Here is a 25890-nt window from a genome sequence, read left to right as displayed (position 1 = left end):
ACGCTCAGCGGGGGACCGCGTTGTACGCGGCCGTCACCGCCTCCCGGACGGCCGTGCCCAGGGGCCGCAGCGCCGCGTCCCGCCGTGCGGCCTGCGCATGGTTGACCGCCGCACCCGGGGCATCGGTCATCGCCAGGTCCAGGACGGCGGCCACCCGCAGCGCCCGGCCGAGGATCGACAGCGCGATCGGGTCGTGGCCGTCGGGCAGGCCGGGCGCGGGCCGTGGGCGGGCGAGCCCGGCCAGCAGCTCCGGGACCTCGGGGTGCCACCGGGCCAGGTCCAGCTCGGCCAGGGTGCGGGCGGAGTCGGTGATCGCCAGGTCCAGCGCGCCCGACGCCGCGCGCAGGGTGCCCTCGACCGGCGGGGGCGGGGGTGCGACGCCGTCCAGGGCGAACGCCGTCCACTGCACCACCTCGGGCCCCAGCGGTTCGGGCACCAGGACGATCCGGTCGCCGACGGCGGCCTGCCCTGCCTCCAGGGCCACCGGCGCGAGGCCGGGCACCGCGGGGAGACCACGGACGTCGCCGGGCGCGGGGAGCACCAGGCGCAGCCGGCCCTCGCCGAGTCCACGCAGCCCGGCCAGCGCCTCGCCGAGAGGCACGGCGCCGTCGGTGCCCGGCAGCCCGCTCACCCGGTGGGCGGTGTCGCCGGTGATGCCGTCGAGCGCCTCGTCGAAGGAGACGCGGCCGGTGAGCCAGGCGGTGGCCCAGACCGCGAACCGGCCGGCGGGGAAGTCGTGCACGGCAGCGAGGCTACGGCCGCACGCCACGTGCCCGCGGACCTCGATGGCTGTTTCCGCAGGTCGGCGTACGGGAGGTGAGACGAGGACCACTCGTCTGCCAGACTCCGGGCATGGCTGCCTGGCTGCTCTGGCTGATCGGTGCGGGTCTGCTCGCCGTCGGGGAGGTCCTCACCCTCGACCTGATGCTGCTCATGCTCGCCGGCGGCGCGCTCGGCGGGATGACCGTCGCCCTGCTGGGCGGCGCCGCCATCCTGCAGATCGTCACCTTCATCGTCGTCTCCGGCCTGCTCCTCGTCCTGGTCCGGCCCATCGCGACCAAGCACCTGACCAACCGCACGCCGCTGCAGCTCGACGGCGTCGACACCCTCGTCGGTCGGACGGCGAAGGTCACCCAGCACGTGGACGTCACCGGTGGGCGCATCCAGCTCGGGGCCGACGAGTGGACCGCCCGCAGCCAGCACGGCGGGGAGACCTTCGCCGTCGGCACGACCGTCCGCATCCTCCAGGTCGAGGGCGCGACGGCGGTCGTGGGGGACGCGCTGGAGTGAACGACAGCCGGGGGTGCTGACCGCGGCGGACCCGGCAGGGCAGGATCGGTACGACCCTCGAGGAAGGGAGCCTGCCGTGGAACCGGCGCTCATCGCACTGCTCGTCATCGCCGCCCTGGTGATTCTCGTGATCGCCAAGAGCGTGACCATCGTTCCGCAGGCCCAGGCGAAGGTCGTGGAACGGCTCGGCCGCTACAGCCGCACGCTGTCGCCGGGCCTGTCGCTCCTGGTGCCGTTCATCGACCGTGTCCGCGCGACCATCGACCTGCGCGAGCAGGTCATCTCGTTCCCGCCCCAGCCGGTGATCACCGCCGACAACCTGCAGGTGGGCATCGACACGGTCGTCTACTTCCAGGTGACCGACCCGCGGCTGGCCGTCTACGGCATCGCGAACTACATCACCGGCATGGAGCAGCTGACCACGACGACGCTGCGCAACGTCGTCGGTGGGCTGAACCTGGAGGGCGCGCTCACCGGCCGCGACGGGATCAACAGCCAGCTGCGCTCGGTGCTGGACGGCACCACCGGCCCCTGGGGACTGCGGGTGGCCCGCGTGGAGATCAAGGCCATCGACCCGCCGCCGTCCATCCAGGACTCGATGGAGAAGCAGATGCGCGCCGACCGCGACAAGCGCGCCATCATCCTGACCGCCGAGGGCGCCCGGCAGTCGGCCATCACCACGGCCGAGGGCGAGAAGGCCGCGGCCATCCTGTCGGCGGAGGGCAAGAAGCAGTCCGCGATCCTCGAGGCGGAGGCCGAGCGGCAGAGCCGGATCCTGCGCGCCGAGGGTGAGCGCGCGGCCCTCTTCCTGCAGGCGCAGGGGCAGGCCAAGTCCATCGAAACGGTGTTCCAGGCCATCCACGACGGCAAGCCCGACCAGGGCTTGCTGGCCTACCAGTACCTGCAGACGCTGCCGCAGATCGCGCAGGGCGACGCCAACAAGATGTGGATCGTCCCCAGCGAGTTCAGCAAGGCGTTGGAGGGGCTGGCCAACCTCGGCGGCGCCGAGGGCAGCAAGTCCTGGATGGACGTCGAGCCCTCGGGCGACGGGCGGACCGGGCCCAAGGACGGCGGGCTCGACACCAGCAGCTGGTTCGAGTCCCAGCTGCCGCGGGCGGCCGACCAGCCCGAGGCGAAGATCGAGCTGTCGAGCATCAACGACACCGCTCCCGCCATCCCGACGCCGGACGTTCCCACGCCGCCGCCGCTCAGCGAGGTGACCGAGGAGGCCCGCGCCATCTCGACCGGTCGCGAGCCGGACAACAACGGGGTGCCCCCGGCGAGGAACTGAGATCGGCGGACCGGTCGCGGGGCCCGGAGGGTTCCCGACCGGGACATGGGCTACGGCTCATGTCCGGTCTGGAACGGCTCCTGGTCGCGGTGGACTGGTCGTGGGGCCCGGAGGGTTCCCGACCGGGACATGGGCTACGGCTCATGCCCGGCCGGGAACGGCTCCTGGCCGCGGTGGGCCGGTCGCGGGGCCCGGAGGGTTCCCGACCGGGACATGGGCTACGGCTCATGTCCGGTCGGGAACGGCTCCTGGCCGCGGTGCGGTCCGGAGGACCGCAGTGTCTCAGTCCTTGAGCAGGCCCTCGCGGAGCTTGGCCAGCGTCTGGCTCAGCAGGCGGGAGACGTGCATCTGCGAGATGCCGATGTCGGCGGCGATCTGCGACTGCGTCATGTTGCCGAAGAACCGCAGGATGAGGATGCGGCGCTCGCGGGCCGGGATGGTGGCCAGCAGCGGCTGCAGCGACTCCCGGTACTCCACGCCCTCCAGCGCGGCGTCCTCCTCGCCCAGCGTCGCCGCCAGGGTGGGGGAGTCGTCCTCGCCCGAGAGCCGCTCGTCCAGGGAGCTGCTCCGGTAGGCGTTGGCCACGGCGAGGCCCTCGAGCACCTCGGCACGCGGGATGCGCAGGTGCTCGGCCAGCTCCGACGGCGTCGGCGCGCGGCCGTTCTTCTGGGCCAGCTCGCCGACCGCCGCGTTCAGCGACAGGTGGAGCTCCTGCAGCCGGCGCGGCACCCGCACCGACCAGCCCTGGTCGCGGAAGTGCCGCTTGATCTCACCGGTGATGGTGGGCACGGCGAAGGACAGGAACTCCACGCCTCGGGTCGGGTCGAACCGGTCGATCGCGGCGATCAGGCCGAGGGTGCCGACCTGCAGCAGGTCGTCGAACGGCTCGCCGCGATTGCTGAACCGGCGGGCGAAGTGCCGGACGAGGGGCAGGTGCTCCTCGACCAGGATCTCCCGCAGCCGCTCCCGGCGGGGGTCGTCCTTCTCCAGCGTGGCCAGCTCGACGAACAGCGGCGCGGTGCGCTCGGCGCGCTTCCGGTTCTCCGACAGCGGCGGGGCGTCGGGCTCGACGGCCGGGGCGTCGGCGACCGGTACGGCAGTGGGCTCGTCACCGGCGGGCGCCGGTGACGTCGGCTCGACGCCCGCGGGGGCTTCGAGCGGCTCCTCCACCGAGTCGGTGGCAGCCGACCGGCTCACCGGGCCACCGAATAGTTCTCGCCGGAGCCGCTGTCCACCTCGACCGGGTGCTGGCCGGGCAGGTACTTGTCCATCGAGATGACGGCGACCGAGGCGTCGCTTCCGTCGCCGGCCGGAACCCCGCCCTGCGTCGAGCGGCGTCCCTCGACGGAGTCGACGAGCGCGGCGAGGACCACCCAGCCGAAGCCGTCGGTGGGCACCTCGGTGCCGTCGGCGGTCGGCACCCACGCGTCGATGTGCAGACCGGAGCGGGTGGTCTCGAAGACGACGGTCAGCGGGGCGTCGCCCTCGGCGATCGTCGTCAGCGTGGCGCAGGCCTCGTCGACGGCAAGGCGGAGGTCCTCGACGGCGTCGAGGTCGTAGTCCATGCGCATGGCCAGGTCACCGGCCATCGCGCGGACCGCGGGGAGCTGGGTCGCCGTGGTGGGCACGCGCAGTTCCAGTCGTTCCGCGCGTCGCCCGTCCTGCGCGAGGGTGCCCCTCGAGTCGACCATCCGTCGTCCGCTCCTTCGTTGCCGGCGCGCTCGGCTCTCGAGTCGCGGCGGTGCATCCTGCCGGGTGGGCCGGCCCGGTGGCGCGACCTGCCCAAGGAAGCTGGTTACCCGGCAGCCCCACCCCGGGAAACGTGGGTCTCACCACGGGTTCTCCCACCCAGGGCGCGGTTGCCGCGGCCTGGACCCTGTTGTTGTCTGGGCCCGACATGAGCGCCACTTCCGGCAGTCTGCCACCCGCATCCGACGGTTCCCTCGACGAGGGTTCCGCCGAACTCGTGCGCGCGCTGGAGTCGGCGCCGCAGGCGATCTTCTGCCTCCAGTCGTCCTCGTCCGAGCCCCTGTGGCTCAACGCCCGGGCGCGGGAACTGCGCGGCGATGCCGAAGGGCTGCCCGAGGTGGCCGGCCGGCCGCTGGGTGAACTGGTCGAGGCGGCGGTGCGCAGCGGTCGCGCCGAGTCGATGTTCGGTTCCCTGGGCCGCGGCGGCCCGACCACCGCCGTCACCGCCCGGCCGATGACCGTCGGGGGGAAGCCGGGGGCAGTCGTCGTCGTCGAGGCCGTGGGTCCCGACGGCGCCGACGACCTGCACCGGGCCCAGTTGGCCCTGCTGCCGGCCGCGCTGCCGATGCTGCCGGACCTGCGGCTTTCGGGCAGCTACCACCGGGCGACCGACGGCTCGGTGGCCGGGGGTGACTGGTACGATGCCGTGCCGCTGGGCAAGGGGCGCCTGGCGCTGGTCGTCGGGGACGCCGTCGGGCACGGCGTGGCGGCGGCCGGGGCGATGAGCCGGCTGCGCGGTGCCATGCGCTCGACGCTCCTGCGGGAGAGCGAGCCCGCTGCCGTCCTCGCCGGCCTCGACGCGTTCGCCGCCGAGATGGACGACGTGGAGGGCACGTCGGTGTTCTACGGCGTGCTGGACGCCGCCACTGGGCGGCTGGTCTACAGCGCGGCCGGGCACCCCGCACCGCTCGTCGTCCGTGCCGACGGGAGCACCGCCTGGCTCCAGGTCACCCCGCGGCCGCCGCTGGGCAGCCTGCCCGACGCGCCCGCCCCGGTCCACGAGGACGTGCTGCCCCCGGGCGCGACCCTGGTCCTGTTCTCCAACGGGGCCCTGGCAGGTACCGACGAGCCACCCTCCGCGTCGCTGGAGCGGCTGGCGGAGGTCTCGCGCAAGGTCCTCGCCGATGCCGGCGACGCCGACGGGCAGAGCGCCCTGGCCGACGCCGTCGCCGAGGGCGTGCGCCGTCCGCAGGGCTGGCTGGACGACGTCGCCGTCCTGGTGGCGCACCGGCGGTCGACGACGCAGCAGGCGCTGCGGCTGGACCTGACCGCGGTGCCCCAGGCGTTGCCGGGCGTGCGCCGGCGGATCAACGCCTGGCTCACCGAGCTGGGCATGGGGGAGCAGGACCGCGTCGGCGTCATGGTCGCCGTCGGGGAGGCGTGCGCGAACGCGGCGGAGCACGCCTACCGCGGCAGCGAGCCCGGGCCCATGTCGGTGACCGCGCGGGTCGACGTCGACGGCGTGCTGACCGTGACCGTGCACGACGAGGGCACCTGGCGCCCGCCGGACCGCGACCCGGGGGACCGTGGCCGCGGACTGCTGATCATGCGGCAGCTGGTGGACGGCGTGACGCTGGAGGAGGACCACGGGACGACCGTCACGCTGAGCTTCCGGCTCCGGGCGACGCCGGACGCGGACCTGGAGACGCCGCGGTCCACCGAGAGCGTCGACGTGGTCGTGGACCGCGAGGGCGACCGGCCGGTGGTGCGGGCGCGGGGCGCGGTGGACGGGCTGTGCGCCGAGCAGCTGCGCATCCGGCTGCTGGAGGCCAGTCACGGCGGGGCGGCTCCCATGGAGCTGGACCTGACGGCGGTCAGCCTGTTCAGCAGCGCGGCCGTGCGGGTGGTGCTGGCGATGGCCCGTATCGCCCGGGACGAGGGCTGGCGGCTGGTGGTCGACGCGCCCGAGGGTGGCGTCACCCGGCACGTGCTGGAGATCAGCGGTCTCGACGGTCTGGTCGACCTGCGCTGAGGTGTGACCGGGTGCCGCCGAGCGTTTGCGGAGCGTCCCGGGTGCCCATCCAACGGCGGTGAGACTACGGCGGAGCGACGTGCACGGCCCCGGCTACGGGCGGCGGCGGGCCGGGCGCGGCTTCGCGTACTACGACACCGACGGGTCGCTCGTCAGGGACGAGCGGCTCGACCGGATCCGGGCCCTGGCGATCCCCCCGGCCTGGAAGGACGTCTGGATCTGCCCGTGGCCGAACGGCCACATCCAGGCCACCGGACTGGACGCCGCCGGACGCCGGCAGTACCGCTACCACGACCAGTGGCGGGCCCGGCGGGACGCGGAGAAGCACGAGCGGGTGCTCGAGATCGCCCGGCAGCTGCCCGACGTGCGCGACGCGGTGAAGGCCGGTCTGCGGACCCGTGGGCTCAACCGGGACCGGGTCCTGGCCACGGCCATCCGGCTGCTCGACCTCGGCGCGTTCCGCGTCGGCAGCGAGCAGTACGAGGAGGAGAACGGCACCTTCGGCCTGGCGACGCTCAAGCGTGCGCACGTGTCGGTGCGCGGGGAGCGGACGTTCTACTCCTACACGGCCAAGGGCGGCATCGAGCGGGAGGTGGAGATCACCGACCGGCCCACGGCCACCGTCGTCCGGCAGCTGCTGGAGCGCCCCGCCGACGCCGGGGATGACCTGCTCGCCTACCAGACCGACGACGGCGAGTGGCGTGACGTGACCAGCACCGAGATCAACGCCTACCTCAAGGAGATCAGCGGGGCGGAGATCTCGGCCAAGGACTTCCGAACCTGGACCGCCACGGTGCTCATGGCCGCCGCGCTGGCGGAGTCGCCCCCGCCGGCGTCGAGGACCGCGCGCAAGAAGGTCGTCAGCGCCGCCTACAAGCAGGTGAGCGAGCAGCTCGGGAACACCCCGGCGGTGTGCAAGGCCAGCTACGTCGATCCCCGGGTGGTGGACCGGTTCGAGCACGGGGAGACGGTCGCGCACGCCCTGCGGACCGCCGAGGAGGCGGACGCCGACCGGGACACCCAGAAGGTGCTGGAGTCAGCCGTCTGCCAGCTCCTGTCGGCCTGAACGACGAAGGCCCCGCCGGATGACCGGCGGGGCCTTCGTCGTCGGCCTCGTCCCTCTCACCCCCGCGCGTGCGGAGGTGCGAGGGACGAGGTCCTCCTTCAGCGTGCGGGGCTGTCGGCGATCGTGAAGAGGTCGATCAGCCCGGTGACCTCGAGCGGGCGGGTCACGGCGCGGGTCGTGGCGATCAGACGCAGCGCCACCTCGCGGCTGCGGGCGGACTTCTGCGTCTCCACCAGCACGGCGAGACCGGCCGAACCCAGGAACTGGACGCCGGACAGGTCGATCACGAGTTCGCGGGGCTGCTGCTCGAGCTGGCTGTCCAGCGTCGAACGGAGCACCGGCGCGGTGAAGGTGTCCACCTCGCCGACGACCGTGACCGTGACCGTGCCGTCCTCACCGGTGGAGGTCGACAGCGTGATCACGTCGTCGAAGGGTGCCTCCGTGTTCTCGGTCGACACGTCGGGCTGCCCCTCGGCGGGCAAGTCGGAAGTGGTCACGGACAGTGGCTCCTCTCGGCGGCACCCGGACGGCGGGCCGCCCGGACAATCTACCGCTGTGCGCGCCGGGGGGTCGGGCTCCCCGGTGCACGGGTGGTCGAACGTGTCACGCGCCGGACCATCCGGTCCGGCACGGTGCGGCTACCTGCTGAACCGCTGACCCAACGTAGACAACCTCCCGCGCGCGCGCCAACCCGCCCCCCGCGGACCCACCCTCGCGGGGTGTGGTGGGGGAGCGGGTCGCCGTGCCCGGGATCGGCGGTCAGCCGTCGATGACGTGGACCGCGCTCTCCTCCGGCCCATCGCCGCCCACCGGCAGGTCGGCCGTGGCCTCGACGTCGTCGGCCGTGCGGTTGGTGCCCGAGTCGCTGAACGGCGTCGTCGAGGTGTCCTGCTCCAGCTGGGCGTCGGCCCGCTGCGGGTCCTCCGCGGGGCGCACGTCCGGTGCGTCGTCGGGCAGCTCGCGGTCGAGGCGCCCGGCCAGCGACTCGCCCTCGGACTGCTCGAAGGCGGTGGTGCCGAAGTCGGTGCTGGCGCCCGGCCGCTCGCCGGGCAGCGCCTCGAACTGCGGGTCCTCGGCGCGCTCCATGGTGGGCGAGTCGTCCTGTGCGGTCTCGGGGATGCCCCCGTCCTCGGGGAAGACGTCGCGCGCGGTCTGGCCCTCGGGCTGCGTCATGCGGTGCCTCCGTCTCTGCGCGGCGTGCGCGCGGTGCGTGCAGTGGCGTCGGGGTGGACGCCGGAGCCGGTCGGTGGACCGGCGTCGGACCTCGGCCCTACCCGGGTGCCCGGCGGGCATGCGCCGGTGTGGGTCGCGGCACTCCGGCGCGGGGTCGGCATGGGTCGGCGCGCGCGGGGTAGCGGGGGGCCATGGCGATCGCAGACGAGGTGCAGCGGGTCGGGGCTCCCATCCGCCGCTGGGCACGGACCCAGAAGCGCGAGTACACCCAGGGGGAGGCCCGTCCGCTGGGGGCCGACCTGGGCGCGATGGGCGTGTACATGAGCCTCGTGGCGGGTGGTGCCGCCGCCGTGCGGGCCTCGGGGACGCAGTTGCCGGAGCGGATCCCGTTCGGGGACGCCGCGCTGCTGACCGTCGCGACCTTCCGGCTGGCCCGACGGATCGCCAAGGACCCGGTGACCGCTCCGGTGCGGGCACCGTTCGTGAAGTTCGAGGGCCCGTCCGGGCACGCCGAGGTCGCCGAGGAGGTCCGCGAGCACGGCGGGGTCAAGCACGCCGTCGGCGAGCTGCTCACCTGCCCGTTCTGCCTGGCCCAGTGGGTGGGCACCGCCTTCGTGTTCGGCTACGTGACCGCGCCCCGGGCCACCCGCCTGGCAGCGCTCACCATGACCACGGTGGCCGGCTCCGACGTCCTGCAGTTCGTCTACGACGCGATCCAGAACGGCGCGCTGGCCCCGGCGGAGCCCGCCGAGGACGAGGCGGGCGTCCAGACCTGAGCGCGGGTGCCGTCCTCCGTAGGGGGGACGGGGCGCGTCGTTCCGGCTGCCGCGGGTAGGCCTCCGGACCTATTCTGCGATCTTGACCCGGGAACGGGTCCGGGAGCGCCCGGTGGCCGGGCGCGAGGGAGGAGCGTCATGCGATCGATCTGGCGCGGCGCCGTGTCGTTCGGCCTGGTCAGCATCGGCGTGAAGCTCTACTCCGCGACCGAGGACAAGGACATCCGCTTCCACCAGGTGCACGCCACCGACGGCGGCCGGGTGAAGTACAAGCGGGTCTGCTCGATCGACGGCGAGGAGGTCGAGTACTCCGACATCGCCAAGGGCTACGAGCTGCCCAGCGGCGAGGTCGTGATCCTCACCGACGAGGACTTCGACGAGCTCCCGCTGACCACCCGCCGCGAGATCGAGGTGCTGGAGTTCGTCGACCAGGACCAGATCGACCCGATCATGTTCGAGAAGACCTACTACCTCGAGCCCGACGGCCCGGCCGCCCGCCCCTACGTCCTGCTCCGCGACGCCCTGGAGAACGCCGGTCAGGTCGCGATCACCAAGATCGCGATCCGGCAGCGGGAGTCCCTGGCCGCGCTGCGGGTGCGCGACGGGGTGCTGGTCCTGCACACCATGCGCTGGCCGGACGAGATCCGGCGTCCGGACTTCGCGTTCCTGGACGAGGACATCTCGGTCCGCCCCCAGGAGCTGAAGATGGCCGAGGCGCTGATCGGCTCGATGACCGCGGAGTTCGACGCCACGCAGTTCACCGACGACTACCGCGAGGCGATGACCGCGCTGCTGGAGGCCAAGCAGAGCGGCGGCGAGGTCCAGCAGGTGCCCGAGGCCCCCGACGACGGCGCCGCCGTGGTCGACCTGATGAGCGCCCTGCGGCGCAGCGTGGAGCGGGCCCGGGGGAGCGCCGGCGGCGACACGGCCGACGAGGCGGAGGCCGGCGCGAAGACCGACGCAGGGGCGGAGGCCGCACCCGCCAAGAAGGCGCCGGCCAAGCGCGCGGCGGCGAAGAAGGCCGCCCCGGCGGAGAAGGCGCCGGCCAAGAAGGCCCCCGCGAAGGCCCCCGCCGCCGAGAAGAAGACGACGGCGGCGAAGAAGACGGCGGGCGCCGACAAGCCGCCGGCCAAGCGCGCCCGCCGCAGCGCCTGAGGTGGCGGCTCTCGAGCCGTCCGACCTCCCGCTGCCGATGCTGGCCACCCCCGGGGCGCTGCCCGAGGCCGGCGAGGACGCCGGCTGGGGGTACGAGTTCAAGTGGGACGGGGTGCGCGCGCTCGCCGGCGTGCGCGGGGGCGAGCTGACACTGACCTCCCGCAAGGGCACCGGCATCACCGTCCGGTACCCCGAGGTCGGCCGGCTGCCCACGGTCCTGGCCGGGCACGACGCAGTCGTCGACGGCGAGATCGTGCTCATGGACGCCGCCGGCCGACCGGACTTCGGCGCCCTGCAGAACCGGATGCACCGCACCGGGCCGGAGGTGCCCCGGCTGGCCGCGGCGCGGCCGGTGAGCTACCTGGTCTTCGACCTGCTGGCCTGGGACGGCGAGGACCTGCGCGCCCGCCCCTACGCGGAGCGGCGCGAACGGCTGACAGCCCTGGGCCTGGCCGGGAACCGCTGGGTGGCGACGCCGTGGTTCCCCGGAGGCGGGGCAGAGGTGCTGGCCGCCAGCGAGGAGAACGGTCTCGAGGGAGTCGTCGCCAAGCGGCTGGAGTCCCCGTACCGGCCGGGCGTGCGCAGCCCCGACTGGCGCAAGATCAAGAACATCCGCACCCAGGCCGTCGTCGTGGGTGGCTGGCGGCCGGGGCAGGGACGGCGCGACGGCGGGATCGGGTCGCTCCTGGTCGGCGTGCCCGACGACGAGGGCCGGCTCGTCTACGTGGGGCACGTCGGTACCGGCTTCAGCGACCAGCACCTGCGGGATCTGCAGCGGGTGCTCACCCCGCGACGGGACGCGCCGTTCCACGGCGCGCTGCCCCGCGAGGTGACCCGCGATGCGCAGTGGGTGGAGCCGGACCTGGTCGGCGAGGTGGCCTACGCCGTGTGGACGGCGGAGAACCGGCTGCGGCACCCGGCGTGGCGGGGCGTGCGGGACGACCTGGAGCCCGACGACGTGGTGATCGAGCCGTGAGCACCGTGAGCGGACAGGCGAGTGAGCATCGCAGCGAGGAACGAGCGAGGAGCGGAGCGCTCCGAGGGAGCGAACCATGAGCCCGGCCAGGCAGCGGGTGGAGATCGCGGGCCGCCAGCTGGCGGTCTCGAACCTGGACAAGGTGCTCTTCCCCGAGGTGGGGTTCACCAAGGCCCAGGTCATCGACTACTACGTGCGCATCGCGCCGGTGCTGCTGCCGCACGTCGCCGGCCGCCCGGTCACCTTCACGCGCTGGCCCGACGGCGTGGAGGGCCAGACCTTCTTCGAGAAGAACAACGCGCGGCACGCCCCCCAGTGGGTGCGTCGGGTGACCGTCCCGAGTCCCGGCAGCTCACGCGGGCGCGAGACCCTCGACATGGTGCTGCTGGAGCACGTCGCCGACCTGGCCTGGGCGGCGAACCTGGCCGCTCTGGAGGTGCACGTCCCGCAGTGGCGGGTCGACGCCGACGGCGAGGCCGGGCTGCCCGACCTGCTCGTGCTCGACCTCGACCCGGGTCCGGAGACCGGCATCGCCGAGTGCTGTGCAGTGGCCGAGCGGCTGGGGCAGCGGCTGGAGGCCGACGGGCTGGACCCGGTGGTCAAGACCTCGGGGTCCAAGGGCATGCAGGTCTACGCGCCGATCGAGGCCGCCGACCGGGACCACCCGAGCCGGTACGCCAAGAAGCTGGCCCAGGAGCTCTCGGCCGAGACCCCCGACGACGTCGTCTGGCGGATGGAGAAGGTGCTGCGCCCCGGCAAGGTGCTCATCGACTGGAGCCAGAACAACCCGGCCAAGACGACGGTGGCGCCGTACTCGCTGCGCGCGCGAGCGGGGGCGACCGTCTCCACGCCGATCGGCTGGGACGAGGTCGACGCCGTGCGGGAGGGTTCGCTGGATCCCGCCGCGCTGCGCTTCACCACCGAGGACGTGCTCGCCCGCGTCGAGGAGTACGGCGACCTGTTCGACGTCGCGGGTGCCCGGCGCGCCCCGCTGCCGGAGGTCTGACGTCCGACCCTGCGGGAAGCCCAGGGTCCTCGGCGTCGGTAGGGGCGCATCCCTGGCCGGGAATCGTCGCACCTCGAACGTATGTTCGGGTCATGTCAGCAGCGGTGGCCGAGCGTTCCCCGGGGGAGGGGGCGCTGGTGAGCTGGCTGCAGGGGCGCAGGCCGTCGGTGATCCGGTTGCCGGTGGGGGTGCTGAGCGACGGGGAGATCGCCGCGGAGCTGGAGCGGGTGCAGGCCCGGCGGGCGATGGATGCCGCCTACGAGGCAGAGCTGGTGATGGCCCTGGCGGCGCAGCGGCCCGATGTCGATGATCCGTCGCCGGGTCATCCGGGTGCACGGCGTCGCGGGGATGGGTCGCCGGTGCCGGGAACGTCGGAATTCCTGCCCGACGAGCTGGCGGAGCTGCTGAACTGTTCGCGGTCGTTCGCCTCCGGTGTGCTGGCCGATGCCCATCAGCTGGTCGAGCGGATGCCGGCGGTGTGGCAGGCCAGCGGCGAGGGCCGGTTGGACTGGTTCCGGGCGCGGGTGTTCGCCGACGTGCTGGAGGCCGCCTCCGACGAGGTGGCCGCGGCGGTGGTGGCTCAGGTGCTGCCGGTGGCGCCGGGGTTGTCGTCGGGGCGGTTGCGGAAGCGGTTGGTGGCGGCGGCGATCGCGGCGGACGAGGAGTTCTCGGAGCGGCGCCGACGGGAGGCGCAGCGCCGGGCGGGAGTGCGCACGTATCCGACCGCCGATGGCATGTCGGCGTTGGTGAGCGAGCTGGCGGTGGCGGTGGCGGCGGCGATGTGGTCGGTGGTCGACCACGCCGCGCAGCTGGCCCGTACCGCCGGGGACGACCGGCCGATCGGGGTGCTGCGCGCCGAGGCGCACGCCGCTCTGGTGCTCGACCCCCGTGGCGCGGCTGGTGCGGGGTTCACCGGACACGTCACCGTGCTGGCGCCGCTCCCGGCACTGCGGAGCCCAGGCGCCGGCGCAGGTGCCACTGGGGGAATGTCGGAACCGGAGTCCGGGCCGACGGTGGACGGGCATCCGATCACCGCAGGTCACCTGCGCGAGCTCCTGACCCAGATCGGCGCGCTGGGGCTGCAGGCCCCGCCCGGGGGCAGCATGGCGGTGGCGGTCACCGACGAGAGGGGGGCGCTGCTGGCCACCGCCACCCCGGCCGAGCTGGCCCGCCTGGTCGCCCGTGACTGCCCCGACCACGGCGCGCAGTCCGACTGCTCCTGCCCGGTGCTCGCGATGCCCCCCCGAGGTGGCCGGCTACGACCGGACAGCCGCACAGGACCGGTTCATCCGGCTGCCTGACCGCACCTGCCGCCACCCCGGCTGCTCCCAGCGGGCCGGGCGGACCGATCTGGCCCACGTCGTTCCCTACGACTGCGGCGGGCGCACCGGCTGCGACAACCTGTGCTGCCTGTGCCGCACCCATCATCGGCTCAAGACCTTCGCCCGTGGCTGGCGCTTCGTCCTCGCCTCCGACGGGACGCTCACCGTGACCACCCCGTCCGGGATCACCCGCAGCACCCGGCCGCCAGGCCTGCGTGACCCGCACGACCAGCCGGCGCTGTCGGCGCCCCCGAGACCACCACCGGACGACTCCCCACCACCCTTCTGACGGGAAGAACGGGCTGCCGCCAGGGACGGGGAAGCGCACCCGGCTGGCCGCCGGAGCGCGTCGAGACCGGCGGCGGCCGTTCGACGTCGCTGGCGCCCGGCACTACCCGCCGTCTGAGGCCTCCGGCGGGCGTGGGTGCGGGGCGTCAGCGCACGGGTCCGCAGAGGTGACCCGCAGCACGCGCGCGTGTCGCTTTCTTGACTCAGTCAAGAAAGCAGCGTTGGATGATCACCGATGGAGACCACCTGGGCACACCAGCTGCGGGAGGCCGGGCTGCGCGTGACGCGGCCCCGGCTGTCGGTGCTGAGCGTGCTGGCGGACCACCCCCACGCCGACGCCGACGCCATCGTCACCGGCGCGCGGGAGCAGCACCCCTCGCTCTCGCCGCAGGCGGTCTACGGGGTCCTCAAGGCCTTCGTCGCGGCGGGCATCGCCCGCCGCATCGAGCCCGCCGGGGCGCCCGCGCTCTTCGAGCTGCGGGTGGGCGACAACCACCACCACCTGGTCTGCCGTTCCTGCGGCGCGGTCGCGGATGTCGACTGCGCCGTCGGGGCGGCCCCATGTCTGAGCCCGTCGGACACGGCCGGCTTCGTCGTCGACGAGGCCGAGGTCGTGTTCTGGGGGCTCTGCTCGAACTGCCGGGCCGGTGACCGCCGGGTCGCCGGCGCCGCAGCACCAGCGCAGGTTGGACAGCACCACAACCGAGGAGGAGCAGGAGCATGACCGACGTCGCATCGCAGGGCACCGCGCCCAGCCAGGCCGGCAAGCCGGTCCTGACCAACCGTCAGGGCCACCCGGTCTACGACAACCAGAACCAGCGCACCGTGGGCGCCCGTGGCCCCGCCACGCTGGAGAACTACCAGTTCCTCGAGAAGATCAGCCACTTCGACCGGGAGCGCATCCCGGAGCGCGTGGTGCACGCCCGCGGCGTGACCGCCTACGGCTACTTCGAGGCCGACGGCACCGTCGGTGACGAGCCGGTCTCGAAGTACACCCGCGCCAAGCTGTTCCAGGAGAAGGGCAAGCGCACCGACGTCGCGCTGCGGTTCTCCACCGTGGCCGGTGGCCGCGACTCCTCGGAGATGGCCCGCGACCCCCGTGGCTTCGCGGTGAAGTTCTACACCGAGGACGGCAACTGGGACCTCGTCGGCAACAACCTCGGTGTCTTCTTCATCCGCGACGCGATCAAGTTCCCCGACTTCATCCACTCGCAGAAGCCGGACCCGGTCACCTTCGAGGCCAACGTCGCCGAGCGTGCCTTCGACTTCTTCAGCCAGACCCCCGAGGCCATGCACATGGTCTCGCTGGTCTTCAGCCCCCGTGGCCTGCCGGCCTCCTACCGGCACATGCAGGGCTTCGGCGTGAACACCTACAAGTGGGTCAACGCCCAGGGCGAGACCGTCCTGGTGAAGTACCACTGGCTGCCCAAGCAGGGCGTGAAGTCCTACACCGCAGCCGACGGCGCGGTGATCCAGGGGCAGACCACCGGGGCCCACACCAAGGACCTGTACGACTCGATCGCCAACGGCGACTTCCCGTCGTGGGACCTGCACGTGCAGATCATGAGCGACGACGAGCACCCCGAGCTCGACTTCGACCCGCTGGACGACACCAAGGTGTGGCCGGAGGAGGTCTTCCCGCTCCGCAAGGTCGGCACGATGACCCTGAACCGGATGCCCGAGGACTTCTTCTCCGAGAACGAGCAGATCGCCTTCGGCACCGGCGTGCTGGTGGACGGTCTGGACTTCTCCGACGACAAGATGCTGGTCGGGCGCACGTTCTCCTACTCCGACACCCAGCGCTACCGCGTCGGCCCGAACTACCTGCAGCTGCCGGTCAACCGCCCCAAGGTGGACGTCCGGACCAACCAGCAGGGCGGCCAGATGTCCTACGGCCGCGACGTCGTCGGGGACAACCCGCACGTCAACTACGAGCCGTCGATCACCGGTGGCCTGCGTGAGGCGACCTACCCCACGCACGACGAGCAGGGCCCGGTCGTCACCGGCCGGCTCACCCGCAAGCGGATCCCGCGCACCAACGACTACAAGCAGGCCGGCGAGCGCTACCAGCTGTCCGACCAGTGGGAGAAGGACGACCTGGTGACCAACCTGGTCGGGGCGCTGCAGCAGTGCCGCCGCGAGATCCAGGAGCGGATGGTCTGGCACTTCTTCATGTGCGACGACGAGTGGGGTCAGCGGGTCGGCGACGCGCTCGGCATCTCCGCCGACGACGTGCGTGGCCTCGAGCCGCTGCAGAGCCAGACGCTGTCCGAGGAGGAGCTGGCCCGCGCGGCCAACCTCGGCAAGAACGGTCCGCGCGACGTCACGGGTCTGGTCATGACCCACTGCGTGCCGAACGAGCACGTCGTCGTCGCCTGACCTCCAGGGGACACCTCGCCGGCTGACCGCCGGCACCTGCACCGTGCGGCGGGCCGCGACCGGGATCTCCCGGTCGCGGCCCGCTGTCGTTCCACCCAGCGGATGCCCGAGCGGGCCGGCACGGCGGCGGGGCCCTACCGTTTCGGGGCAACCATCGCTGAACCGCAGGGGAACGACGTGAGCTCCACCTCCACCACCGCCGGTGGCACCAGTGCCCGCGCCGCAGGCTGGGTCGCCGCGCTCTGCTGGTTCGCCGTCCTGCTCGACGGCTTCGACCTCGTCGTCGTGCCCACCACGCTCAGCGGCCTGTCGGCGGACTGGGACCTGGACGCCGGCGGGGCGAGTGCGCTGATCACCATCGGCCTGGTCGGCATGATGGTCGGCGCGTTGAGCATCGGCACGCTCACCGACCTGGTGGGCCGCCGCAAGGCGCTGATCGGTGCCGTCATCGCGTTCTCCGCGCTCACGGCGCTGTGCGCGCTGGCGCCGAACCCCTTCGTCTTCGGCCTGCTGCGCTTCCTGGCCGGCCTCGGGCTCGGTGGCGCCCTCCCCACGGCGATCGCCATGGTCAACGAGTTCAGCCGCGGTGCCCGCGGCGGGCGCGCGACGACGACGATGATGACCGGCTACCACGTGGGCGCGGTGGCCACCTCGGCGCTCGGCATCGTCGTGGTCGGGTCGATCGGCTGGCGCTGGATGTACGTCATCGGCGCCCTGCCGGCCCTCGTCCTGGTGCCGCTCATGCTCCGGCACCTGCCCGAGTCGGCCGCCTACCTGGCCACCCACGGCCGTCGCGCGGAGGCCGAGGACGTCGCCCGTCGCTACGGGCTGGAGCTGGAGCAGCCGGCCGCGCCCGTCGACGCGCAGGCCGGCACGGGCGGGGCGACCGCCACCCTGCGGGCGCTGTTCAGCAGCGGGTACCTGCGCACCACCGTGGCCATCGGCGTCACCTCGTTCATGGGCCTGCTGCTGGTCTACGGCCTGAACAACTGGCTGCCGGGGATCATGCGGGAGGCCGGCTACGACCTCGGCGCCCAGCTCACCTTCCTGACCGTCCTCAACGTCGGGGCCGTCGCGGGGCTGCTCGTCGCCGGTGGCGTCGCGGACCGGATCGGCGCTCGCAGGGCCGGGGTGGCCTGGTTCGCCGCCGCCGCGCTGCTGCTGGCGCTGCTGTCGATCAAACTGCCCCTCGCGGGCATCTACGTGATGGTGTTCCTGACCGGCTGCTTCGTGTTCAGCGCGCAGGTGCTGGTGTACGCACTGGTCAGCGCCAACCACCCTCCGCAGGTGCGGGCGACGGCGCTCGGCTGGTCGGCCGGAGCCGGCCGCATCGGCGCGATCGTCGGCCCGATCCTCGCCGGGCTGCTGGTCGGCGCCGGGATCGCCTTCCCGTGGGGCTTCTACATGTTCGCCGTCGTCGGCCTGCTCGGCGCCGCCGCCCTGGCGGTGACCGTTACTTCGCGGTCCTCCGGACCGCTGGCCGTTCGTCCGGTCGTCCCGAGTGGGCCCGGAGGGTCCGCGTAGGGACGACGCATCGGCTCCGCCCAGCGGGGGACGGCACGTGGCCGCGGTGCGGTCCGGAGGACCGCGATGTGCTCAGTCGCGCTTGCGGTCCTGGTCGGCCAGGAAGCGCTCGAACTCCGCGCCGATCTCGTCGGCGCTGGGCACCTCGCCGCCCGAACCCAGCAGGTCGCTGCCCTCGCGCGCGGCGGTGAACGAGTCGTACTGCTGCTCGAGCGCCGCGACGACGGCGGTGTTGTCGGCGGACCGGGCGATCTGCTCGTCGATCTCCGTGCGGTTGGCCTCGGCGGCCTCGCGCAGCGCCTCGCCGGGCAGCCGCAGGCCGGTCAGCCGCTCCAGGTGCTCGATCAGCGTCAGCGAGGCGGCCGGGTAGGTGGCCTGCGCCAGGTAGTGCGGCACGTGCGCGGCCACGCCCAGCGCATCGACGCCGGCCTCGCCCAGGCGCAGCTCGAGCAGCGCGGAGACGCTGCCGGGGATGCGCATCTCGCCCCAGTACACGGGATAGGGCTCGATCAGCTGGCGGCGGGTCGCGTGCGCGGTGACGGTGACCGGGCGGGTGTGCGGCACCGGCATGGGGATCGCCTGCAGGGCCACGACGGAGGTGACGCCGAGCCGCTCGACCAGCTGCGCGACGGCGGCCACGAACCGCTCCCAGGCGTAGTCGGGTTCGGTCCCGTGCAGCAGGAGGAAGGTCTCGCCGGCGTCGTCCTCGAGGGCGTGGAGCTGGAGCTCCGGGGTGGCGAAGGCCTCGTAGTGGTCGCTGTTGAACGTCATGCGGGGGCGCCGTGCCCGGTAGTCGACCAGGCTGTCGGAGTCGAAGCGGGCGATCACCTCCGACGGCAGCGCGTCGAGCAGGTGGGCGCCGGCCAGGCTGCCCGCCGACGCGGCGTCGAAGTCGCCGCCGAGGTCGTGCACGAGCACCAGCCCGCGGCGCTCCGACGGGTCGGTGACGGCTGATTCCCGGGCGAGGAACGGATCCGCCGCGGGGAGCAGCTCGACCAGTTCCTCCGGTCGCTGCGGCACGCTGGGACCTCCTGTCGGTGTTCGGCGGACGCGACACGCGCACGCGCCTGCCGTACAGCCGTGGCGAGCCCGGCCGCATTCCCACCGACCACCGGCGTCCTCCCGGCGGGGTGGGTCAGCGCGCCGCCGCTTCCTCCCCGTCACCCTCCGGCGTGGTGGCCGGCTCCCGGACCAGGTGGGCGCCGGTCTCGTCGGCGGAGATCTGCGCGCGCGTGCCGTCGGGGAGGATCTCCGGCGACTTCCCGTCGAGCTGGTCGCGGGCATACCGGTAGGAGACGGCGATGAGCGCGGTCACCGGCACGGCGAGGAAGGCCCCGATGATGCCCGCGAGGCTGCTGCCGGCGGTGACCGCGAGGATGACCACGGCGGCGTGCAGGTTCAGCCCGCGGCCCTGCAGGATCGGCTGCAGGACGTTGCCCTCGATCTGCTGGACGACCAGCACGATGCCCAGCACGATCAGCGCCGTCGTGAAGCCGCTGTCGACCAGGGCGATCAGCACCGCGAAACCACCGGCCACGAAGGCGCCGATGATCGGGATGAACGCACCGAAGAAGGTGAGCACGGCCAGCGGCAGCACCAGTGGGACCCCGAGGATCCACAGCCCGAGGCCGATGAAGAACGCGTCGACGAAGCCGACGATGGCCTGCTGCCGGATGAACTCCGAGAGCGTCGACCACGTCTTGTAGGACAGCGCCGCCACGTGCGGCGCGGCCGCTGGGCCGGTCTGCGCGGCCAGCCACGGCACCCAGCGCGGGCCGTCCTTGAGGAAGAAGAAGGTCAGCACCAGGGCGAGGACCAGGTTGATCAGCAGGCCACCGATGGCCGTGGCGCCGGTGACGGCGTACTGCGCGATGTTCTGCGCGTTCCCCTGGATGGAGTCGATGGCCTGGTCGACGGCGCTGCCGATCTGCTCCTGACCCAGGTTGAACGGCGGGCCGGTCAGCCAGTCCTGCAGCTGCTGGAGGCCGATGCTGACGCCGTCGGCGAGTTCCTCGACCTGCCGGACGACCGGCGGCGCGATCAGCGCGATGATGCCGCCGAAGGCCGCCAGGAACGTGATGAGGACGGTGAGCGCGGCGAGCGCGGCCGGCCAGCCGTGGTTGCGGAGGAAGCGCGTGGGCGGCCACAGGACGGTCGTGAACAGCAGCCCGAGGACGACCGGGAGCAGGATGATCCAGAGCTTGCCCAGGACGTACCCGACGATGATCAGCCCGCCGACGATGAGCAGCAGCTCGGCCGACGCGACGGCCAGCGAGCGGCTGGCCCGCTTGAGACGCACCCCGCGCTCGTTGGTGGGGGCGGGCGCGTGCGTGGCCGGGACGACGCCGGCCTCCGGCGTGGGCTGGTCGGGCTCGACGTCGCGGGTGCCCTCGTCCGGCGGCGGGTCGGTGCGGCCGGGCAGGCGGATCCTCATGCACCGATCACAGCACAGTTGCCGGTCGCGGACCGGCTGGGAAACGATCATCACACCCGAGTCGTAGCGTTCGGGTCATGCCGAAGATCGCCACCGCCGACCGGGTCGACCGCGACGCACTCCTGGGGTTCCTCCGCCCACGGCACCGCGCCGTGCTCGTCACCCGCCGGGGGAGCGGCGCGCCGCAGCTGTCGCCGGTCACCTGCGGGGTGGACGCCGAGGGGCGCATCGTCGTCTCCACCTATCCGCAGCGGGCGAAGGTCGCCAACGCCCGGCGGTCCCCGGCCGTATCGCTGTGCGTGCTCTCCGACGACTGGGACGGGCCGTGGGTCCAGGTCGACGGGGAGGCGGAGGTGCTCGATCTGCCCGAGGCGCTGGAGCCCCTGGTGGAGTACTACCGGTCGATCAGCGGGGAGCACCCTGACTGGGACGAGTACCGGGCGGCGATGACGCGGCAGGGCAAGTCGCTGCTGCGGATCACCGTCACCGGCTGGGGGCCGATCGCCACCGGCGGGTTCCCGGCCCCGGTTGTCGACAAGCTCTGAGCCTTGCTCTGGGCAGGGAAAGCTGTCAGGCTTGTCGAATGCCGTACGTACTCACCGTGGACCAGCGAGCCAGTCGCCGTGGTCCGGACCGGGTCGGCGAGGCCCTCGCCGAACTGGGCACCGGGGTGCACCCGCTCCTAACCTTCGAGCGCACCGCCGGCGACGAGTTCCAGGGAGTGCTCGGTGAGCCGGAGGCCGTGGTCGACGTCGCCCTGCGGCTGGTCCGCCTCGGTGGCTGGAGCATCGGCATCGGCGCCGGCCCCGTCCAGCACCCGCTGCCATCCAGCACCCGGGCGGCGACGGGGCCGGCCTTCCTCTGCGCCCGCCGCGCGGTCGATGCCGCGAAGCAGCGACCGGTGCGCCTGGCCGTCCGCGGCAGCGTGCCACCGGACGCGGCCGACGCCCAGGCGGTGCTCAGCGCCCTCGCCGTGCTCCTCGGCCGGCGCAGCGAGCAGGCCTGGGAGGCGATCGGGTTGATCGACGCCGGACGCACCCAGGCCGAGGCCGCCGCCGAGCTGGGGATCACCCGGCAGGCGGTGGGCCAGCGGCTCGCCGCCGCCTCCTGGGAGCTGGAGCGCGAGCTGCGCCCCACCGCGGCCCGGCTGCTGGCGCGGGCGGCGGGATGACCGTCGCCGCGCTCGTCCTGCTGGCCGTGGCCGCGCTGGCCGGGTCGGTCCTGACCGTCCGGGGGGAGCGGCGACCGATCGTCACCGGCGGCGCCGTGGCGCTGGTCGGCGCGCTGGCCGTCGCCGCCGCCTTCGCCTGGGCGGAGGACGGCGCCGCGGGAGCGGCGCTGCAGGCGGGCGTCGTGCTCGCCGTGCTGGCCGCCGTCACCGGCGGCAGCCCGGTGGCGACGGCGGTGCTGCACGCGGCGGACCCCGCGGCGGCCGGGGTGTCCGGCGGCCCGCAGGACCCCGACATCCTGCGTGGCGGAGCCTGGATCGGCGTGCTCGAACGCGCCGCGATCGCCGGCACGCTGCTGGCCGGCTGGCCGGAGGGGCTGGCAGTCATCCTCGCCGTCAAGGGCCTCGGCCGGTTCTCCGAGCTCCGGGCCCCGGCCGCGGCCGAGCGGTTCATCGTCGGCACCCTGGCCAGCGGGCTCTGGGCGGCGTCGTGCGCAGGAGTGGCGGTGCTGCTCCGCGGCTGAGGCCACGTCGAGCGGGGTGATCACCCGGCGGAGACAATGGCGGCGACCCCGTCGTCCTACCTGGAGGCCTCGTGCCCGAGTCGCCCGCCACTGGTGCTCCCCGCAACCCCGACCTGCTCGCCATCTACTGCAACGACCACCTCGCGGCGGCCGCCGGCGGCATCGAGCTGGTCAGCCGGATGCTGGGCCGGCACCGCGGCAACCGGTACGAGGCCCCGCTGGAGCAGTTGCTCGACGAGCTGCGCGAGGAGCGGTCAGCGGTCCGCAGGACGATCGACGACCTCGACCTGCCGGTGCGGCAGTACAAGCTCGTCGCCAGCTGGGTCGCGGAGAAGCTCAGCCGGGCCAAGCTGAACGGCCGGCTCGTCTCGCGGTCGCCGCTGAGCGACCTGGTGGAGTTCGAGTTCATCGCCACCGCCGTGCTGGCCAAGCGCGCCGGGTTCGAGACGCTGCGCGCGCTGGGCGCGGCCGACCCCCGCATCGACGCGGCCCTCTTCGAGCGGCTGATCGACCAGGCCGACCGGCAGCACCACTGGCTGTCCGACGCCCGGCGGGACGTCGCGGCGTCGGTCTTCGGCGGCGACGCCGAGGCCGCCGGCGACGCCGCCGACACCTGAGCCGGCGCCGCCCCATGTGCCACGACCACGACAGCCGCCCGCCCGCCCCGCCGCGCAGCGGGGACGTCGCCGAACGCGGTGTGCTCACGCTGACCGCTGCCGACGGCACCGACTTCTCCGCGGCGTACGCCGCACCGGCGGGGCCGGCCCGGACCGGGGTCGTGCTCCTGCCGGACGTCCGCGGGTTGCACCCCTTCTACGTCGCCCTGGCCGACCAGTTCGCGACGGCGGGCCTGCCCACCGTGGCGATCGACTACTTCGGCCGCACCGCCGGGGTGGCCGAGAGCGGGGTCCGGGACGCGGACTTCGCGTGGGAGCCGCACGTCCAGGCGGCGACGGCCGAGGGGATCGACGCCGACGTCGCCGCGGCGATCGGTTACCTGCGCGAGCGGGTGGGCGGCGACCTGCCGGTGGTGACCGTGGGGTTCTGCCTCGGCGGCAGCATCTCCTGGCGGCAGGCCGGTGGCGATCTCGACCTGGCCGGGTGCGTGGGCTTCTACGGGCGCCCGTCGCTGGTCGGCGACGCCGCCGACCGGGCGCGCCTGCCGACGGTGATGCTGATCGCCGGTGCCGACACCGCCACCCCGGTGGCCGACCAGCTCGCCCTGGCCGAGCGGATGCGGACCGCGGGAGCGGAGGTCGACGCGGTCGTCTACGACGGCGCGCCGCACTCCTTCTTCGACCGGGCCCACGCCGACTGGGCCGACGCCTGCCGGGACGCCTGGGAGCACGTCCTCGCCCTGACCGACCGCGTCGGCCGCGACTGACGCGGTGAGCGCTCCCTACGCGCCGGCCTGGGGGCCGCTGCCCGGCACCGACGTCGCCGTGCGTGCGGCGACCTCCGGTGACCTGCCCGCCCTCGTGGCCCTGCTGGCCGACGACCGGCTGGGGAGCGGGCGGGAGCAGGCCGGCGACCTGCGGCCGTACCGGGCGGCCTTCGGGCAGATCGACACCGACCCGGCCCACGTGCTCGTCGTGGCCGCCGGTGACGACGGCGTCGTGGCGACCCTCCAGCTCTCCTTCGTGCCCGGGCTCTCGCGGGGCGGCGCGCTGCGGGGCCAGGTGGAGGGCGTCCGGGTCCGCGCCGACCGGCGGGGTGCCGGCCTCGGCGGCGCACTCCTCCGGTGGGCGATCGCGGAGTCGTGCCGCCGCGGGTGCGCCCTGGTCCAGCTCACCACCGACCGCTCGCGGCCCGAGGCGCACCGCTTCTACGAGGGACTGGGGTTCACCCCTTCGCACGCCGGCTACAAGTTGCCGCTGGAGGCGGGCGGGCCGCACCGGGCCGACGGGGCGGCGGTCTCCTAGGCTGGGTCCCGTGAGCGGCCAGCAGATCGACCCCGACGTCATCGAGCTCGCCGGCCGGGTCTTCGACCTGGCCCGCGGGGGCTACACCGACGAGCTGGCGGCCTACGTGGACGCCGGTGTGCCCGCCAACCTCACCAACGACAAGGGCGACACGCTGCTGATCCTCGCGGCGTACCACGGGCACCCGGAGACCGTGGCCGCATTGCTGGCCCGGGGCGCCGACCACGCCCGGGCCAACGACCGTGGGCAGACGGCGCTGGCCGCCGCGGTGTTCAAGCAGTCGGCCGAGACCGTGCAGGCGCTGCTCGCCGCCGGTGCCGACCCCGACGCCGGTGGACCCAGCGCGCGCGAGATGGCCACCTTCTTCGACCTGCCCGCGATGGCGGCGTTGCTGGACGGGCCCGCCTAGCACCGGGGTCGCTCCACGGCGACCGGCACGGGACGGCAGGCGCCACCGGAGGGGGAGGGGCGGGAATGGCAGCACCACGTGACCTGGCGGGCGCAGGTCCCCGCGCGCTCGCCCGGCGCGAGCGGGCCGCGCCCGGACCGGCCGCGCCCGAGCCGCCGCTGGACCCGCCCCTGGATCCGCCGGCCGCCGAGGCCGCCGAGGCCGAGGACGCTGCGGTCGGGACCGCCGCGATCCAGGCGCTGGACACCGACCCGCCGCAGTCGGCCATCCCGCGCTGGTTGCTGCTCATCGGTGGCGCCGCGGCGGCGTCGATCGCCATCGCCGGTCTGCAGGCGGTGGCCTGGCTGGTCGCTCCGGTGTTCCTCGCACTGGTGGTCGTCATCGCCCTGGCCCCCGTGCAGAGCTGGCTGCGCCGGGTGGGTGTGCCGCACTGGCTGGCCACCACCGTGCTGCTGCTCCTCGTCTGGGCAGTGCTCCTGGCCTTCGTCGGCCTGCTCGTGGTGTCGGTGGCCCAGTTCGCCGCCCTGCTGCCGGACTACGCGGGCCAGGCGCAGCTGCTCATCAACGAGGTCGTCGCCGACCTGAACAGTCGGGGGATCGTCTCCGGGCAGCTCTCCGACCTCGTCGAGCAGATCGACTACGGCTCGCTGGTCGGCCTGGCCACCGACCTGCTCAGCCGGCTCACCTCCGCGGCCAGCACCCTGCTCCTCCTGCTGTCGGCCCTGGTCTTCATGGCCATCGAGTCCAGCGGCTTCAGCCGGCGGATGGCCCTGGTCGCCTCCGAGCGGCCGCACCTGCCGGTCGCCCTGACGCTGTTCACCCGCGGCACCCGCAGCTACCTGCTGGTCAGCACCGTGTTCGGCGCGATCGTCGCGGTGGGGGACACCATCGCGCTCGCCATGCTCGAGGTGCCGGCCGCACCGCTGTGGGGGCTCCTGGCCTTCATCACCAACTACGTGCCCAACATCGGCTTCGTGCTCGGTGTCGCGCCGCCGGCGGTGCTCGGGCTGCTCGCCGGTGGCTGGGGCGAGTTCGTCGCGATCCTCGTCGTCTACTCCCTGCTGAACTTCGTCGTCCAGACCTTGATCCAGCCGCGCTTCGTGGGCGACTCGGTGGGGCTGTCGATGACCGTCACCTTCATCGCGCTGCTGTTCTGGAGCTGGGTGCTCGGCGCCCTCGGCGCGCTGCTGGCCATCCCGCTGACCCTGCTGGTCAAGGCGCTCCTGGTCGACGTCGACCCGCGCGGGCACTGGCTCGACGCCCTCCTCCGCGAGGAACCCCGGGCGCCGCGCACGATGCGGGCGCGGCGGCGGATGGACGCCCGCCGCGCGGCGCTGGCGTCCATGCGGCGGCTGCCGCACCACCCGCACCGCCGCTCGGCGCAGTCGCAAGCGGCCGACGAGCCGCGCGAGGGCTGAGCGTCGCAGCGTCGTCGCCGGCACCACCGATCCCGCCGCGGAGCACCA

28 protein-coding genes are annotated in these 25890 nt (G+C 73.7%); 21 read left to right on the top strand and 7 right to left on the bottom strand.

Annotated features, from left to right (window positions below; translation table 11 throughout):
- Positions 1-4: 4 nt before the first annotated feature.
- The gene (locus GCU60_RS04695) at positions 5-742 is read right to left on the bottom strand and encodes a hypothetical protein (protein WP_163202742.1); all 738 of its coding nucleotides are present in this window, start codon (positions 740-742) and stop codon (positions 5-7) included.
- 110 nt (positions 743-852) lie between these two features.
- Here GCU60_RS04695 and GCU60_RS04690 point away from each other — a divergent pair, with 110 nt between their 5' ends.
- Both GCU60_RS04690 and GCU60_RS04685 read left to right on the top strand, forming a co-directional pair.
- Positions 853-1290, top strand: a complete 438-nt coding sequence (locus tag GCU60_RS04690; protein WP_163202740.1) for an NfeD family protein — start codon at positions 853-855, stop codon at positions 1288-1290.
- Positions 1291-1366: 76 nt separating this feature from the next.
- Positions 1367-2581, top strand: a complete 1215-nt coding sequence (locus tag GCU60_RS04685) for an SPFH domain-containing protein (protein ID WP_163202738.1) — start codon at positions 1367-1369, stop codon at positions 2579-2581.
- A 282-nt stretch (positions 2582-2863) separates the two neighbouring features.
- Here GCU60_RS04685 and GCU60_RS04680 read toward each other — a convergent pair whose 3' ends face one another.
- On the bottom strand, positions 2864-3778 hold the full coding sequence (locus tag GCU60_RS04680; protein WP_163202736.1) for a SigB/SigF/SigG family RNA polymerase sigma factor: 915 nt from the start codon (positions 3776-3778) through the stop codon (positions 2864-2866).
- Positions 3775-4272, bottom strand: a complete 498-nt coding sequence (locus GCU60_RS04675) for an ATP-binding protein (protein ID WP_163202734.1) — start codon at positions 4270-4272, stop codon at positions 3775-3777. Before GCU60_RS04675 ends, GCU60_RS04680 begins: the two co-directional genes overlap by 4 nt.
- A gap of 206 nt (positions 4273-4478) precedes the next feature.
- Between GCU60_RS04675 and GCU60_RS04670 the strand changes: the two genes are divergently transcribed.
- Together GCU60_RS04670 and GCU60_RS04665 are read left to right on the top strand one after the other, a co-directional pair.
- The gene (locus tag GCU60_RS04670; RefSeq protein ID WP_163202732.1) at positions 4479-6302 is read left to right on the top strand and encodes a SpoIIE family protein phosphatase; all 1824 of its coding nucleotides are present in this window, start codon (positions 4479-4481) and stop codon (positions 6300-6302) included.
- 58 nt (positions 6303-6360) lie between these two features.
- Positions 6361-7368 (top strand): DNA topoisomerase IB, encoded by a 1008-nt coding sequence (locus tag GCU60_RS04665; protein WP_345770394.1) that lies wholly within the window; start codon positions 6361-6363, stop codon positions 7366-7368.
- A 98-nt stretch (positions 7369-7466) separates the two neighbouring features.
- On the opposite strand, the gene GCU60_RS04660 is transcribed toward GCU60_RS04665, so the two are convergent.
- Together GCU60_RS04660 and GCU60_RS04655 are read right to left on the bottom strand one after the other, a co-directional pair.
- Positions 7467-7865: an anti-sigma factor antagonist gene (locus tag GCU60_RS04660; protein WP_163202730.1), complete on the bottom strand. Its 399-nt coding sequence runs from the start codon at positions 7863-7865 to the stop codon at positions 7467-7469.
- A gap of 262 nt (positions 7866-8127) precedes the next feature.
- Complete coding sequence (locus tag GCU60_RS04655) at positions 8128-8541, bottom strand: hypothetical protein (RefSeq protein ID WP_163202728.1); 414 nt, start codon at positions 8539-8541, stop codon at positions 8128-8130.
- A 191-nt stretch (positions 8542-8732) separates the two neighbouring features.
- On the opposite strand from GCU60_RS04655, the gene GCU60_RS04650 reads away from it, so the two are divergent.
- The 9 genes from GCU60_RS04650 (at position 8733) to GCU60_RS04610 (ending at position 17967) form a co-directional block, all read left to right on the top strand.
- Positions 8733-9317, top strand: a complete 585-nt coding sequence (locus GCU60_RS04650) for a DUF1360 domain-containing protein (RefSeq protein WP_163202726.1) — start codon at positions 8733-8735, stop codon at positions 9315-9317.
- Positions 9318-9455: 138 nt separating this feature from the next.
- Positions 9456-10472, top strand: a complete 1017-nt coding sequence (locus tag GCU60_RS04645; RefSeq protein WP_163202724.1) for a Ku protein — start codon at positions 9456-9458, stop codon at positions 10470-10472.
- Between the two features lies 1 nt (position 10473).
- On the top strand, positions 10474-11448 hold the full coding sequence (ligD, locus tag GCU60_RS04640; protein WP_345770393.1) for a non-homologous end-joining DNA ligase: 975 nt from the start codon (positions 10474-10476) through the stop codon (positions 11446-11448).
- Between the two features lie 76 nt (positions 11449-11524).
- A complete protein-coding gene (gene ligD / locus GCU60_RS04635; protein ID WP_163202722.1) occupies positions 11525-12454 on the top strand; it encodes a non-homologous end-joining DNA ligase in 930 nt (309 codons plus the stop codon).
- Positions 12455-12546: 92 nt separating this feature from the next.
- Entirely contained in the window at positions 12547-13755 is a 1209-nt protein-coding gene (locus GCU60_RS04630; RefSeq protein WP_163202720.1) for a DUF222 domain-containing protein, read from the top strand.
- On the top strand, positions 13703-14065 hold the full coding sequence (locus tag GCU60_RS04625; RefSeq protein ID WP_163202718.1) for an HNH endonuclease signature motif containing protein: 363 nt from the start codon (positions 13703-13705) through the stop codon (positions 14063-14065). Before GCU60_RS04630 ends, GCU60_RS04625 begins: the two co-directional genes overlap by 53 nt.
- Before the next feature lie 234 nt (positions 14066-14299).
- Positions 14300-14788: a Fur family transcriptional regulator gene (locus tag GCU60_RS04620; protein WP_163202716.1), complete on the top strand. Its 489-nt coding sequence runs from the start codon at positions 14300-14302 to the stop codon at positions 14786-14788.
- Positions 14785-16443, top strand: a complete 1659-nt coding sequence (locus GCU60_RS04615; RefSeq protein WP_163202714.1) for a catalase — start codon at positions 14785-14787, stop codon at positions 16441-16443. The genes GCU60_RS04620 and GCU60_RS04615 overlap by 4 nt, the downstream gene beginning before the upstream one ends.
- Positions 16444-16620: 177 nt before the next feature.
- A complete protein-coding gene (locus GCU60_RS04610; protein ID WP_345770392.1) occupies positions 16621-17967 on the top strand; it encodes an MFS transporter in 1347 nt (448 codons plus the stop codon).
- Between the two features lie 72 nt (positions 17968-18039).
- Here the strand turns inward: GCU60_RS04610 and GCU60_RS04605 are convergent, their stop codons facing one another.
- Entirely contained in the window at positions 18040-18987 is a 948-nt protein-coding gene (locus GCU60_RS04605; RefSeq protein ID WP_163202697.1) for a PAC2 family protein, read from the bottom strand.
- A 115-nt stretch (positions 18988-19102) separates the two neighbouring features.
- Positions 19103-20401 (bottom strand): AI-2E family transporter, encoded by a 1299-nt coding sequence (locus GCU60_RS04600; protein ID WP_204261449.1) that lies wholly within the window; start codon positions 20399-20401, stop codon positions 19103-19105.
- A 77-nt stretch (positions 20402-20478) separates the two neighbouring features.
- Between GCU60_RS04600 and GCU60_RS04595 the strand changes: the two genes are divergently transcribed.
- The 8 genes from GCU60_RS04595 (at position 20479) to GCU60_RS04560 (ending at position 25842) form a co-directional block, all read left to right on the top strand.
- Complete coding sequence (locus GCU60_RS04595) at positions 20479-20946, top strand: PPOX class F420-dependent oxidoreductase (RefSeq protein ID WP_163202695.1); 468 nt, start codon at positions 20479-20481, stop codon at positions 20944-20946.
- 38 nt (positions 20947-20984) lie between these two features.
- Complete coding sequence (locus GCU60_RS04590; protein ID WP_163202693.1) at positions 20985-21572, top strand: hypothetical protein; 588 nt, start codon at positions 20985-20987, stop codon at positions 21570-21572.
- A complete protein-coding gene (locus GCU60_RS04585; protein ID WP_163202692.1) occupies positions 21569-22093 on the top strand; it encodes a hypothetical protein in 525 nt (174 codons plus the stop codon). Before GCU60_RS04590 ends, GCU60_RS04585 begins: the two co-directional genes overlap by 4 nt.
- Before the next feature lie 71 nt (positions 22094-22164).
- Positions 22165-22710, top strand: coding sequence for a hypothetical protein (locus GCU60_RS04580; RefSeq protein ID WP_163202690.1), 546 nt, complete (start codon positions 22165-22167; stop codon positions 22708-22710).
- A 14-nt stretch (positions 22711-22724) separates the two neighbouring features.
- A complete protein-coding gene (locus tag GCU60_RS04575) occupies positions 22725-23477 on the top strand; it encodes a dienelactone hydrolase family protein (RefSeq protein WP_163202688.1) in 753 nt (250 codons plus the stop codon).
- A 4-nt stretch (positions 23478-23481) separates the two neighbouring features.
- Positions 23482-24015 (top strand): GNAT family N-acetyltransferase, encoded by a 534-nt coding sequence (locus GCU60_RS04570; RefSeq protein ID WP_345770391.1) that lies wholly within the window; start codon positions 23482-23484, stop codon positions 24013-24015.
- 10 nt (positions 24016-24025) lie between these two features.
- Positions 24026-24424: an ankyrin repeat domain-containing protein gene (locus tag GCU60_RS04565; RefSeq protein WP_163202686.1), complete on the top strand. Its 399-nt coding sequence runs from the start codon at positions 24026-24028 to the stop codon at positions 24422-24424.
- Positions 24425-24489: 65 nt separating this feature from the next.
- Complete coding sequence (locus GCU60_RS04560) at positions 24490-25842, top strand: AI-2E family transporter (RefSeq protein ID WP_239520434.1); 1353 nt, start codon at positions 24490-24492, stop codon at positions 25840-25842.
- Positions 25843-25890 lie beyond the last annotated feature (48 nt).

It is taken from the genome of Blastococcus saxobsidens (genome assembly GCF_010682065.1).
Classification (GTDB): domain Bacteria; phylum Actinomycetota; class Actinomycetes; order Mycobacteriales; family Geodermatophilaceae; genus Blastococcus; species Blastococcus saxobsidens_B.
Note: the sequence above shows the minus strand (reverse complement) of the source record. Positions and strands in the feature narration are given on the sequence as shown.